Origin of the sequence: Streptomyces sp., assembly GCF_035645055.1 — a bacterium.
GTDB lineage: Bacteria > Actinomycetota > Actinomycetes > Streptomycetales > Streptomycetaceae > Streptomyces.
In genome coordinates this window covers 24,796-37,380 of the sequence record NZ_DASQNH010000037.1, presented here as the reverse complement: position 1 = coordinate 37,380, position 12,585 = coordinate 24,796, and the positions used below count along the sequence as shown (strand labels likewise).

The following is a 12,585-nucleotide window of genomic DNA, read 5'->3' as shown; positions in this document are numbered from 1 at the left end:
CAACGGTCCCGGCCGATTCGGCCGGGACCGTCGGGTCAGGACGCCGGAGTGGTGCCGGCCAGCCAGTCGTACGCCGCCCGCGCCGTGAACTCCTGCTGGCCGCCGCGGAAGACCAGCCCCGCCGTGGCGAACCGCGGGTCGCCGGCCTGGTCGGGCACGTACGGTACGGCGACACAGCGCATGCCGGCCGCGTGCGCGGCGGCGGCGCCGGGGGCGGCGTCCTCCAGGACCACGCAGGTCGCCGGGGCGGCGCCGAGGCGGCGGGCCGCCTCGAGGAAGACGTCGGGGGCGGGCTTGCCGTGCGGGACCTCGTCGGCGGAGACGACCGTGCGCAGGAAGGCGTCCAGGCCGGTGGCGGCGAGGATAGCGTCGATGGCCTCGGGGGAGGAGCCGGAGGCCACGGCCATCGGGACGCCCTCCGAGGCGAGCAGCTCGACGAACTTGCGCATCTCCGGATAGCTGGGCGTCGCGGCGCGGGCCAGCTCCAGATAGCGGCGGTTCTTGGCGGCGAACAACTCCTCGGTGGGCGCGCTCAGGTCGTACCGCCGCTTCCAGTCCGCGATGGTGTCCAGCGTGCTGATGCCGACATACCGCTCATGGTCGGCCCAGGTGTAGTCCGGTACGCCGTGCTCGGCGAGGACCCGCCGGCCCGCTTCGTAGTAGTTCGGCTCGCTGTCCACGAGCGTTCCGTCGAGGTCGAAGATGACCGAGATGCCGCCGAGAGTGTTCATGGCACCAGGATGCCAAGGCGGTTTCCGGCCGGATCTCCCGGAGTGGTGGCGGCGCTCAGCTCTTCGCCGTGCGGCCGATCGACTCCACCAGGGGCAGCAGCCGGTGCGGCACGCGCTCGCGCAAGGCCACCTCCGTGCGGGTGCGGACGACGCCGGGGAGGCTGATCAGTTTCTGGATCACATCCTCCAGGTGGGCGTTGTCGCGGGCCACGACCCGGGTGATCAGGTCGCCGCCGCCGGTGATCGAGAAGGCCTCCACGATCTCCGGCACGCCGGCCAGCGCGTCGCCGACGTCGTCGAGGTGGCCCTGGGTGACCTCGATGTGGACGAAGGCGAGCACCGGGTGGCCGAGGGCGGCGGGGGAGAGCGTCGGACCGGTGCCGGTGATCACACCCTCCCGCTCCAGCCGGTCCAGCCGGGCCTGGAGGGTGCCGCGGGCGACCCCGAGGATGCGGGCGTACTCCCGCACGCTGGTACGCGGCTGCTCCAGCAGCAGCCGCAGGATGCGGGTGTCCAGTTCGTCCACGGCCATGGTGGGCGTCCCCTCCTCGATGATCTTGAGTGACTGTACCAATGGCCCAGCGTGCTCAGGGCGGACTGAACCACTCGCCATGGTCCGATGGCCCGGTGCTGGGCGCATCCCCACGCGAGAAGGTGAGCCAATGGACCAGTGGAAGCAAGGGCACTTGAGCCAGTGGCGGAATTGATGCTGTCATGGGGAGGTCGATGGCGCTGCGGATCCCGCGGCGCCTTTTTCGTGCCGATCAGCTCCAGGGGGCGGTAAGCAGTGCTGAAGAGGGTGTTCGTGGCTCCGGACCCGGGGCGGACGCGGCTGCGCTTCGCGACGCGCGCGGTCCTCGGCATCGGCCTCGCGGTCGCCGTCTGCGGACTCGCCGGCCACTCCCTCGTCGGCGCCGTCATCGGCGGCCTCGCCGCGCTGCTCGCCCTGTTCACCGTCACCGACGCCACCGTGCGCGGCCAGGCGGTCACCACCGCCCTGCTGCCCGCGGTCGGGCTGCCGGTGCTCGCCGTCGCCGCCGCGGTGCACGACCGGCCCGTCGCCCGTGACCTCGTCTTCCTCGCGGTGGTCGGCGCCGGTGTCTACGCCCGCCGCTGGGGCCCGCGCGGGCACAGCCTCGGCGTGTTCGCCTTCATGACCTACTTCATCGCGCAGTTCCTGCAGGCCACCCCGCGTCAGCTGCCCGAGCTGTACGCGGCCGTCCTGCTGTCCGTGCTCACCGCGGCGGTGGTGCGGTTCGGGCTGTGGTGCTACGAGCGTCGGCTGCCCCCGGCGCCCGCGGTGGCCCCGCCGGACGGCACCGGACTCTCCCGGATCACCACCCGCCAGGCGGTGCAGGCGACCGTCGGCGCGGGCTTCGCGCTGGTCGTGGGCCAGCTGGTGTCCGGTGAGCGCTGGTACTGGGCCGTCGGCGCCACCTGGTGGATCTTCGTGAACACCACCTCGCGCGGCGAGACCCTCGTCCGCGGCTTCCGGCGCGTCCTCGGCACGGTCCTCGGCATCGGCCTCGGGGTGCTGGTCGCGGTCCCGCTGCACGGCGCGGCCGCCCCCTCCGTCGCGCTGCTCGCCCTCTGTGTCTTCGGCGTCTTCTACACGGCCGCGGTCTCCTACACCTGGATGATGCTCTGCGTCACCCTGCTCGCCTCGCTGCTCTACGGCCTCCTCGACGTGCTCGACCCCGCGCTGCTCGCCCTGCGCCTGGCCGAGACCGGGGTCGGCGCGGTGGGTGCCGTCCTCGCCGTGCTCTTCGTCCTGCCCGTCACCACCCACACGGTCACCGACGCCTGGATCCAGCGCGCCCTGCGCTCGGTCCACGCCTGCACCGCCGAGGCCGCCGCCCGGCTGGCCGGCGACCCGGCCGCCGACCCCGCCCCGCGCGTGGCCGACCTGGAGCAGCAGCTCGCCCGCGTGCGGCTCGCGGTCGCCCCGCTGGTGCATCCGCTGAACCCGATGCTCGTCCGCAAGCGGCGCGCCCGCCGGGTGCTCGCCCTGCTCGACGACTGCGCCCGGGAGGTCCGCGGTCTGGTCGCCGTCGCCGCCGACCCGGAGGCCTCCCACGACGCCCGGCTGGCCGCCGCCTGCTGGCGGGTCCAGGCCGCGGTGGAGGCACTGACCGGCGGCCCGGCCGAGCGCGAGATCACCGGTCTGGCGCCGCACCACCCGCCCGCCGCGGAACCGGCCCTCGCCCATCTGCACGGCCTGGAGCGCGCGCTCGCCGAACTGGCGACCCCGCTGCGGACCCCGCCGGGCTCACCGCTCGTCGGGGCCTGAGGCCGCCCGAGCCCCGGCGCTCGCCAGGCGTCACGGCAAGAATGTTCACCCGCTTGGTCTAGACCTTCAGCGGTCCGCTGCTACCGTCGCCTGCGGAAGCCCAGGACCGAGAGGGGACAGCGGTGGCAGACGGCGGACAGCGGCGGGCGTTCATCGGGTCGTTCACGGCGGCCGGCGGCCCCGGGGTGGTGACGGCGGCCGTGGATCCCGACAGCGGCGCGCTCACGCTCCTGAACGGCGTCGACGGCCTGCCCGACCCCTCCTACCTGGCCTTGGCACCGGACGGGCGCATGCTCTACGCGGTCAGTGAGAGGGCGGACGGCGCGGTCGCCGCGTTCCGGGTGGACGGGGACGTGCCCCGGCCGGTCGGGCAGCCGGTGCGCGTCGGCGGCGGTCCCACCCACCTCGGTGTGCACGCCGGACACGTCCTGACCGCCGACTACGGCTCCGGCAGCGTCACCGTCGTCCCCCTGCGCCCCGACGGCAGCCTCGCGCCCACCGCGTCCGGAACGTTCCAGCACACCGGATCGGGGCCGTACGTGCCCCGCCAGCAGGGACCCCACGCCCACCAGGTGCAGGCCGACCCGAGCGGGCGGTGGATCGTCAGCGTCGACCTCGGCACCGACTCCGTGCGTGTGTGCGCCCTGAAGGAGGGCGGCCTCGTCCCGCACCGGGAGACTCCTCTGCGGCCCGGCTCCGGACCGCGCCATCTGGCCTTCCACCCGGCCGGTGCGTACGCCTACGTCGTCAACGAACTCAGCCCCACGGTGACCGTCTGCCGCTGGGAGGCCGAGGACGGCGTCCTGCGCCCGCTGACGGAGACGCCGGTGCTGCCCGGCGCGCCCGCCGGTGACGCCTATCCGTCGGGGATCGTCGTCTCGCCCGACGGCCGGTTCGTGTGGACCGCCACCCGTGGTGAGGACGTGCTCTCCGTCCTCGCCGTCGAAGGCGAGACCCTGCGGCCGGCCGGGACGGTGCCCTGCGGCGGCCACTGGCCGCGCGCCCTCACCGCCTCGGGCGGCCACCTGTACGTCGCCAACGAGCGCTCCGGGGACGTGACGTGGTTCGCCGTCGACCCGGCGACGGGGTGGCCGCGCCGCGCCGGGGCGGTCCAGGTGACGGCGGCGTCCTGCGTGGTCCTCGGCTGAGCACGCCGGCGGGGGGAGCGCCCGCGGCGGGATCGCGTACGTGACCACGAGCTAAGAGCCCGCTCCTGGTGCGGAGCGGGCCCTTTTCGTACGGCGGTGCCGCTCGGGTCAGCGGACCGGCGCGCCCTGCGGCTGCTGCGGGGCGATGCCCAGGGCCGTCGTGTACTTGGCCAGCGCCAGCTTGCCGATCGCCGGGTACGCGCCCAGCGCCTCGGCGGCGGAGCAGCCGGCCTCGGCGGCGGCGGCCTCCACGAGCGCGGCGTCGATCTCCGGGCCGATCAGGTAGGGCGCCAGCGCCAGCTGCTGCGAGCCGGCCGAGCGCAGCTGCTCGGCGACGGAGGCGATCGAGCCCTCCTGGTCGAGCGCCGCGGCCATCACCGGCACGGCGAGCCGCGCGGCGAGCAGCATGCCGGTGATCCCGGCGGCCTGCACGGCTTCCTCCCCGCCGACGGCGGCGAGGACGATGCCGTCCGCGGCGGTCGCCACGGTGAACAGGCGGGCGCGGTCGGCGCGGGCCAGACCGGCCTCCGACAGCCGCACGTGCAGCGCCTCGGCGAGCAGCGGGTGCGGGCCGAGCACATCGGTCAGCTCGGCGGCGACCCGGCTGTCCATCACGGCCTGGCGGACCTGGCGCAGCAGCGCACCGTCCGGACCGGCCAGCAGGGGCACGACGACGGCGACGGGGCCCTCGGGCTCCGTGGCGTCCACGCCTGCGGCGAGTGCCTGCTCGTAGCGGGCGGTGCGCTCGTCGGCTGCGTGCGCGAGCACGGCCTGGAGCGTGGGGAACTCGGTGTCGTCCCCGTCGACGTACCCGATCCGGGCGTCGAGGCCGGGCAGCTCGGAGCGGGCGATGCTCACGATCTCCTCGGCGAGGCCGCGGGTGGCGGCGCTGGGCGTGCCGGGCACCGCGAGGACGAGCGCGGGCGCGCCCTCGGGAGCCGCCAGGGGCTCGGGTCGGCGGTGCCGCCCGGGCTGGCGGGGGCGCGGCATTCGTACAGGCAGGCCGGACGCGGGCCCAGTGGGGGAGCTCATGGTGCCGCATGTTAGTGGTTTCCGTGGCTCCCCTGTTCGGGGAGGGTGCAGGTGAGCGGTTTCCGTCCGGTTTTGTCTGATGAGTTACGTGAGGAACAGAACTGATCAGCGGATTTTCCTTACGGCGACCCGCGCGGCGTCCTGCCGACGGCCGAAACCGTGGGGCCGGATCGGCCGACCCAAGGCGTCACTCCGAAGGCGTCACGCAGAGCATCTTCTCGTCCCCCGGGAGGGTGAGCGCGCCCGTCGCCAGCGCGGTGGCGATCCGGACCGCACCGTGCAGCGGATCGCCCTCGGCGCGCACCCAGCGGGCGTGCGGCAGCCGCTCGGCGAGTGCCTCCCGCACCGGGGCGAGGAGCGGTTCGCCCATCTTGAACAGGCCACCGGTGAGACCCACCTCCGGTGTCCCTTGTGCGGGGCAGACCGCTGCCGCCGCGTCGGCCATGTGCCGGGCCGCCGCCCGCAGGATGCCCGCGGCGACGGGGTCCTCGGCGGCGCAGGCCGCCACCTGCGGCGCGAACGAGGCGAGGACGGCGGGGCGGTCCGACCGCGGGTAGAGGGCGCCCGGGAGGTCCGGCAGCGGGCCGAACTGCCGCTCGGCGCATGCCCGCAGCGGGGCCGAGCCGCCCTCCCGCCCGTCGTGCGCCCGCAGCGCGGCCTCCAGCCCGGCGCGGCCGATCCACGCCCCGCTGCCGCAGTCACCGAGCAGATGACCCCAGCCGTCGGCCCGCCGCCATCGGATCAGATCCGTGCCGAGCGCGATCAGCCCGGTGCCCGCGGCGATCACGGCCCCGGGCCGCGGGCCGAGGGCGCCGGCGTACGCGGTGACGGCGTCCGCGGCGAGGGCGACCCGGCGGATGCCGAACTCCCGCCGCAGGGCGCCCGGCAGTTCGGCGCGCAGCGCGTCGCCCAGCGTGCCGAAACCGGCGGCGCCGACGGCGGCCGTGCCGAGCCGCGCCACACCGGTCTCGGCGGTCAACGCCCTGACCAGGGGGACCAGTTGTTCCCTCAGATGCTCCGCGTCGATCCCGCGCGCGCCCGTGCGCACCGGGATCCGCGACTCCCGCTGCCCGAGCGGCCCCGCGCCCACCGTCCCGACGACGACCCGGAGCCCGGAGCCGCCCGAGTCGACGGCGAGGAATCCCGCGGAGTCGACGCGGGAGGAGTCGGCGGTGGGCGATCCGGCAGTTCGGGTGCCGGCCGAGTCGGCGGCGAGGGACCCGGCGGGCCGGGCGGCGCCGGAGGCTGCGGCGGGAAACCCGGTGGATCCGGTGGCGCCCGGGTCGGCGGCCCGGGAATCGGCGGACCCGGTGCCGGCCGTCACGGCAGGCGCCAGTCCACCGGTTGGCCGCCCTGGCGCATCAGCAGGTCGTTGGCGCGGCTGAACGGACGGGAGCCGAAGAAGCCGCGGTCCGCCGACATCGGGGACGGGTGCGCGGACTCCACCGACGGCAGGTCGCCGAGGAGCGGGCGGAGACTGCGGGCGTCCCGGCCCCACAGGATGGACACCAGCGGCTTGCCGCGGGCGGCCAGCGCGCGTATCGCCTGCTCGGTGACCTCCTCCCAGCCCTTGCCGCGGTGCGCTGCCGGTTTGCGCGGGGCCGTGGTGAGCGCCCTGTTCAGCAACAACACGCCCTGCCGGGTCCACGGCGTCAGATCGCCGTTCGACGGCTGCGGGATCCCCAGGTCGGTGTGCAGCTCCCGGAAGATGTTGATCAGGCTGCCGGGCAGCGGCCGTACCTCGGGGGCGACGGAGAACGACAGACCCACCGCGTGCCCCGGGGTCGGGTAGGGGTCCTGTCCGACGATCAGGACCCTCACCTCGTCGAAGGGCTGCTGGAAGGCGCGCAGGACGTTCTGCCCGGCCGGGAGGTAGGTGCGTCCCGCGGCGATCTCCGCACGCAGGAAGTCGCCCATCTCGGCGATCTTTCCGGCGACGGGTTCGAGGGCCTTCGCCCAGCCCGGTTCGACGATTTCATGCAACGGTCGTGGTGCCACGGGCGTCACCCTACTGCCGTACGGCACAGGGAGATCAACCGGTGGCCAAGGGCCGGGCCCGGCCGGCCCGGCCGTAACCGGCTCATGCGACCACCGCGGCGCGTACGCACAGCACGTCCGGCAGATGCGAGGCCAACTGCCGCCAGCTCTCGCCGTCGTCGCCCGAGGCGAACACCTCGCCGTTGCGGTTGCCGAAGTAGACGCCGGCCGGGTCGGCGTCGTCCGTGCACATCGCGTCGCGCAGCACCGTGCCGTAGTGGTTCTCCGACGGCAGGCCCGCGGTCAGCGGCTCCCAGGTCCTGCCCGCGTCCGCCGTGCGGAACACCCGGCACCGCCGGCCGGCGGGCACGCGGTCGGAGTCGGCGGTGATGGGGAAGACGTACGCCGTGTCCCCGCGGTGCGGATGGGCCGCGACGGCGAAGCCGAACGTGGACGGCAGGCCCTCGCCGATGTCGCTCCAGTGCGCGCCCGCGTCGTCGCTGCGGTACACCCCCCAGTGGTTCTGGAGGTAGAGCCGGTCCGGGGTGACCGCGTCCCGGGCGATCTTGTGCACGCACTGGCCGAACTCCGGGTTCGGGTCGGGCAGGAAGACGGCGGAGACCCCGGAGTTGGACGGCGCCCAGCTGGCGCCGCCGTCGGTGGTGCGGAACACGCCGGCCGTCGACACGGCCACCGTCACGGACCGTGGGTCGCGATGGTCGGTGAGGATGGTGTGCAGGCCCTCTCCGCCGCCGCCCGGCATCCACTGGGAGCGGGTCGGGTGCTCCCACAGGGGGCGGACCAGGGTGAAGCTCTCCCCGCGGTCCTCCGAGCGGTACAGCGCGGCCGGTTCGGTGCCCGCGTAGACCACGTCCGGCTCGGCCGCCGCCGGGTGCAGCTGCCACACCCGTTCCAGTGAGGCCCCGGTGTCCTGCGGGAACCTGACGGCCGGCCGGGCGGGTTCGGTCCAGCTGCGGCCGAGGTCGTCGGAGTGGAACACGGACGGACCCCAGTGCGCGCTGTCGCCGCCGGCCAGCAGCCGCGGGGCGGAGCCGCGGGTGTCGATGGCGACCGAGTACACGGCCTGCGCGTTGAAGCAGGGGCTCTCGTCGAACTCCCACGCCCCACCCCGCCGACGCCCGATGAACAGGCCCTTGCGCGTGCCCACGGCGAGCAGTACCTCGGTCATGCCGATCACCTCCGCGACATCTTCGTCTCAGACATCGGCCAGTCTGCACCCCACCACTGACAGTCACCCCTCAGGACGCCGTCGCCGCAGGTCACCGTGGTGTCGGCGGCACGTCCTCAGCCCGCCGCGACCGCGCGGCACACCCGCAGCAGCCGTTCGTCGTCCGCGATGTCATGGCTGCCGTAGCCGTCCGTCAGCGCCGTGTGCCGTCGCCGCGCGGCCAGTTCCGTCTCGGCCAGGTCCCGCAGCGGCGCGGCGGCGGCGCCCAGCGCGGCCAGGCACTCGGCGATCACCGGGCGGGTGTACGGGTTCTCCGCCCACGCGGCGCGGAGCGCCGGGGCGGCGGAGGCGGCGTCCCCGGTGATCCGCGCGAGCGCGCACGCGGCGGCCGTGCGGTCCCACAGCCGGGCGGATCCGGCGAGGTGCCGCAGCGCGGGCAGCGCCGGGCGGGCCTCGGCGCCCATGCGCTCCAGCGCCTCCGCGGCCGGACGGCTGCCCCGCTCGACCTCGCGGAGCAGCACCGGCAGGACCACGGCAGCGTCCCGCTCCACCGCCCAGACCGCCTCGGCGGCCATCACCGCGTGCTCGGTCTCCAGCAGGGCGCCGGCAGCGGGAGCGCCTCCCGCGCGGCCGGGCCGAAGTCGCTCAGCGCCCGCAGCGCGAGGGGGACGAGGGCATGGCCGGCGGGCGTGCCGTGTCGCGCGTCCCGCAGCAGCCGCACGATCTCCGGGACCGCCTCCGTGTCCCGCAGCGTCCTGAGCGCGGAGAGCACCGGTCCCACCCGGGCGGTCACCTCGGGGGAGTCGAGCGGTGTCTCGGCGAGGCGGCGGCGCAGGGCCGGGGCGAGCGGGGCCGCGGCCGGGCCGAGCCGGGCGACCGCCGACGCCGCGTTGTCCGGGACGACCGGACCCGCGAGCATTTGGGCGAGCACCGGTACGGCGCGCGCGTCCCCGGTTTGGGCCAGTGTCTCCAGCGGGCTGCCCAGGGTCGGCGCCCCGTGCTCCCACCGCCGTACCCACAGGTCGGGACGGGAGATCACCAGCGCGGCGAGAGAGCCGGCGGCCGGAGCGGCGAGTTCCGACAGCCCGTCGAGTATCGAGACCGCGGCGTCCCTCAGCCTGTCGTCCGCGTCGTCCAGTTGCTCCCCGATCAGTGCGACGGGGCGCGTGCAGTCGGCCCGCCACGTGCGGAAGAGGCCCGCGGACATCCACACGGCGTTGCACCGGTCGACGGCGTCCGGCAGGGTCAGCTGCCCCGCGAGGAGGGCGATCCGCTCGTCCACGCGGTCGTCGAGCGCGCTGTGCAGGCCGCGCAGCAGCCGGGCTCCCTCCTCGTCCGGGGGCCGCAGCCGCCGGAGCCGGCCGATCAGCGTGTCGGTGCAGGTGTCGGGCCGGCCGGGCCCGCCGGGATCGGCCGGCCGGTGCCCGGAGCGGTCCCGCAACAGCCGTACGACGGTCGGTACCAGGTCGGCCGGGAGACGGTCGGGGGCGCGGTCCGCGAGCCGGCCGAGCGCGGCGAGCCGCAGCCCGGGGCCGTACGGCGGCGCGCTCTGCCGGACCAGCAGATCGACGGCCTCGGCGGCGTGCCCGGGATGCCGCCGGGCGAAGTCGCCGAGGCACTCGGTGAGGACGATCAGGACCCGGTCGTCCCGCTCGACCGTGATCCGCTCCCTCAGTCCGCACCACCGCACTGACAACGCGGACGCGGCGCCGCTCAGGCGTCCGCGGAGAGCGCCCGGGCGAGGATCGCGTCGAGGTCGGCCGTCCCGGGGAGGGTGCCGAACGCGTACCCCCAGTCGCCGCCCAGCCGGGTGGCGCAGAACGCGTCCGCGACGGCCGGCGGGGCGAAACGGACGAGGAGGGAGGCCTGGAGGGCGAGCGCCATCCGTTCCACCAGCCTGCGGGCGCCGGCCGGGGACGCCTCGGCGAGGCCGTCCTTGAGCCCGCTCACCGCGGCGTCCAGGCGCGCGTCCGCCCCGCGCGCCAGGGCGAGTTCGGCGAACAGGGCCTCCGTCACGGCGGCGTCGCGGCTCAGCGCGCGCAGGACGTCGAGGGCGTTGACGTTGCCGGAGCCCTCCCAGATCGACAGCAGCGGCGCCTCGCGGTAGTGCCGGGGCATCCCGGACTCCTCCACATAGCCGTTGCCGCCCAGGCACTCCAGGGCCTCCGCGGTGAAGGCCGGGCCGCGCTTGGTGACCCAGTACTTGCCGACGGCGGTGGCGATCCGGCGCAGTGCCCGCTCCCCGGCGTCCCCGCGCACGGCCCGGTCGGCGGCGCCCGCCAGCCGCAGCGTCAAGGTCGTCGCGGCCTCCGACTCCAGGGCGAGGTCGGCCAGCACGTTGCGCATCAGCGGCTGGTCCAGCAGCCGCGCGCCGAACGCGGTGCGGTGCCGCACATGGTGACCCGCCTCCACCAGGGTCTTGCGCATCAGCGTCGCGGAGGCCATCACACAGTCCAGGCGGGTGCAGTTGACCATCTCGATGATGGTCCTGACGCCCTGCCCCTCGGGGCCGACGAGCCAGGCGACGGTCCCGTCGAACTCCGGCTCGGAGGAGGCGTTGGAGCGGTTGCCCAGCTTGTCCTTCAGCCGCTGGACGCGGAACGCGTTGCGGGTCCCGTCCGGCAGGACGCGGGGGACGAGGAAGCAGGACAGCCCGTCCGGGGCCTGCGCCAGCACCAGGAACACGTCGCACATCGGCGCCGACGTGAACCACTTGTGCCCGCGCAGCGTGTGGACGCCGGGTTCGGCGGTGGGTGTGGCGGTCGTGGTGTTGGTCCGTACGTCGGATCCGCCCTGCTTCTCGGTCATGCCCATCCCGGCCAGCAGTCCGCGCTTCTCGGTCGGGATCCGCAGGCCGGGGTCGTACGCGCGGCTGGTCAGCAGGGGTTCGTACACCTCGGCCAGCTCCGGCTCGCGGCGCAGGGCGGGGACGGCGGCGTACGTCATCGAGGTCGGGCAGCCGTGGCCGGCCTCCGCGTGCCCCCACACGAGTCCGCCCGCGGTACGGACGACATGGGCGCCTGGCCGGTCGTCCGCCCAGGGCGTCCCGGCCAGCCCTTCGGTGACGGCCACCTCCATCAGGTGGTGCCAGCTGGGATGGAACTCGACTTCGTCGACCCGGTGGCCGTAACGGTCGTGGGTGCGCAGCACCGGCTCGTGCCGGTTGGCCAGGTCGCCCCACTCCTGCGCCTGCGCGCTCCCGGCCCGCCGGCCGAGCCGACGGATGTCCTCCTCGGCCCATCCGGCACCCTCGCGGCGCAGGCCCTCCAGGAGGGCGGGGTCGTCCGAGGCGTCGTACGGGGCGAGGGGCGGGGGCTGGTTGGCCACCGTGTGGGTGGCGGGGCCCTGCTGCTCGTGCGCGACGGTGGAGGCCATGAAGGGAGTGTTGCACTTTGGTCGCGGCCGCAGCAATACTGCAACGCCACGCGCTGCGCCGTACAGTACGAGGCCATGCCGACGAACGAACCCGACCTGCGTCCGCTGTCCGCGCGCTCGGTCGTGCTGAGCCTGCTGCTCGGCGCGCACCCTCCGGAGCTGCCCGCGAAGGACCTCGCGCGCGTGGTGGCGCCGTTCGGCGTCGGCGGCTCCACCCTGCGGGCCGCGCTCAGCCGGATGACGGCCGCCGGGGATCTGCGGCGCACCGGCACCGGCTACCGCATCGGCGAACGGCTGCTGGAACGCCAGCGCCGCCAGGACGAGGCCGTACGGCCGCATACGCGCGCGTGGGACGGCGACTGGGAGATGGTCGTGGTCACCGCGACCGGCCGCGGCCCCGCCGAACGGGCCGAACTGCGCACCCGGCTGGTCGCCCTGCGCCTCGCCGAGCTGCGCGAGGGGGTCTGGCTGCGCCCCGCCAACCTGCGCCGGCCCCTGCCGGACGACCTCGGGCGGGTGGGCGAGCGCTGCGCTGCCCGCCCCGCCCGGCCCGCCGCGGAGCTGGCCGCCGCCCTGTGGCCGCTGGACGCCTGGGCGGCCACCGCGCGGGACCTGCTCGGCCAGGTCGCCCACGCGCCCGGTCCGGCCGGCCGGCTCACCGCGTTCGCGGCCGTCGTCCGGCATCTGCTGGCGGATCCGGTGCTGCCGGAGCCGCTGCTGCCCGCCGCCTGGCCGGGCGGGGCGCTTCGGGCCGCGTACGCGGACTACCGGGAGGAGCTGGCGGCGCAGGTGCACGCGCGCGTGGAGCGCGGATAGCGGGGCGCGGACGGCGGCACCGCGGAC

General features: G+C 75.4%; 12 protein-coding genes. 3 read left to right on the top strand and 9 right to left on the bottom strand.

The window, feature by feature from the left end; translation table 11 throughout:
• Positions 1 to 35 precede the first annotated feature (35 nt).
• Both VE614_RS13355 and VE614_RS13350 read right to left on the bottom strand, forming a co-directional pair.
• Positions 36 to 731 (bottom strand): HAD family phosphatase, encoded by a 696-nt coding sequence (locus VE614_RS13355; RefSeq protein ID WP_324936111.1) that lies wholly within the window; start codon positions 729 to 731, stop codon positions 36 to 38.
• Between the two features lie 55 nt (positions 732 to 786).
• Positions 787 to 1,263 carry an Lrp/AsnC family transcriptional regulator gene (locus tag VE614_RS13350; RefSeq protein ID WP_324936115.1) on the bottom strand — a complete coding sequence of 159 codons (477 nt, stop codon included), beginning with the start codon at positions 1,261 to 1,263 and terminating at the stop codon, positions 787 to 789.
• A 255-nt stretch (positions 1,264 to 1,518) separates the two neighbouring features.
• On the opposite strand from VE614_RS13350, the gene VE614_RS13345 reads away from it, so the two are divergent.
• Positions 1,519 to 3,021 carry an FUSC family protein gene (locus VE614_RS13345; protein ID WP_324936107.1) on the top strand — a complete coding sequence of 501 codons (1,503 nt, stop codon included), beginning with the start codon at positions 1,519 to 1,521 and terminating at the stop codon, positions 3,019 to 3,021.
• A 122-nt stretch (positions 3,022 to 3,143) separates the two neighbouring features.
• Positions 3,144 to 4,169, top strand: a complete 1,026-nt coding sequence (locus VE614_RS13340; RefSeq protein ID WP_324936106.1) for a lactonase family protein — start codon at positions 3,144 to 3,146, stop codon at positions 4,167 to 4,169.
• A gap of 108 nt (positions 4,170 to 4,277) precedes the next feature.
• Here the strand turns inward: VE614_RS13340 and VE614_RS13335 are convergent, their stop codons facing one another.
• The 7 genes from VE614_RS13335 to VE614_RS13305 form a co-directional block, all read right to left on the bottom strand.
• Positions 4,278 to 5,201 carry a hypothetical protein gene (locus VE614_RS13335; protein ID WP_324936103.1) on the bottom strand — a complete coding sequence of 308 codons (924 nt, stop codon included), beginning with the start codon at positions 5,199 to 5,201 and terminating at the stop codon, positions 4,278 to 4,280.
• A gap of 187 nt (positions 5,202 to 5,388) precedes the next feature.
• Positions 5,389 to 6,525, bottom strand: a complete 1,137-nt coding sequence (locus VE614_RS13330) for an N-acetylglucosamine kinase (RefSeq protein ID WP_324936101.1) — start codon at positions 6,523 to 6,525, stop codon at positions 5,389 to 5,391.
• Positions 6,522 to 7,199: a uracil-DNA glycosylase gene (locus tag VE614_RS13325; RefSeq protein WP_324936100.1), complete on the bottom strand. Its 678-nt coding sequence runs from the start codon at positions 7,197 to 7,199 to the stop codon at positions 6,522 to 6,524. The genes VE614_RS13330 and VE614_RS13325 overlap by 4 nt, the downstream gene beginning before the upstream one ends.
• An 82-nt stretch (positions 7,200 to 7,281) precedes the next feature.
• Positions 7,282 to 8,367 (bottom strand): exo-alpha-sialidase, encoded by a 1,086-nt coding sequence (locus tag VE614_RS13320; protein WP_324936098.1) that lies wholly within the window; start codon positions 8,365 to 8,367, stop codon positions 7,282 to 7,284.
• A gap of 116 nt (positions 8,368 to 8,483) precedes the next feature.
• A complete protein-coding gene (locus tag VE614_RS13315; protein ID WP_324936096.1) occupies positions 8,484 to 8,942 on the bottom strand; it encodes a hypothetical protein in 459 nt (152 codons plus the stop codon).
• Entirely contained in the window at positions 8,942 to 10,063 is a 1,122-nt protein-coding gene (locus tag VE614_RS13310) for a hypothetical protein (protein WP_324936094.1), read from the bottom strand. Before VE614_RS13310 ends, VE614_RS13315 begins: the two co-directional genes overlap by 1 nt.
• Positions 10,064 to 10,080: 17 nt before the next feature.
• A complete protein-coding gene (locus VE614_RS13305; protein WP_324936092.1) occupies positions 10,081 to 11,742 on the bottom strand; it encodes an acyl-CoA dehydrogenase family protein in 1,662 nt (553 codons plus the stop codon).
• 75 nt (positions 11,743 to 11,817) lie between these two features.
• Here VE614_RS13305 and VE614_RS13300 point away from each other — a divergent pair, with 75 nt between their 5' ends.
• Positions 11,818 to 12,558, top strand: coding sequence for a PaaX family transcriptional regulator C-terminal domain-containing protein (locus VE614_RS13300; protein ID WP_324936090.1), 741 nt, complete (start codon positions 11,818 to 11,820; stop codon positions 12,556 to 12,558).
• Positions 12,559 to 12,585: the final 27 nt, after the last annotated feature.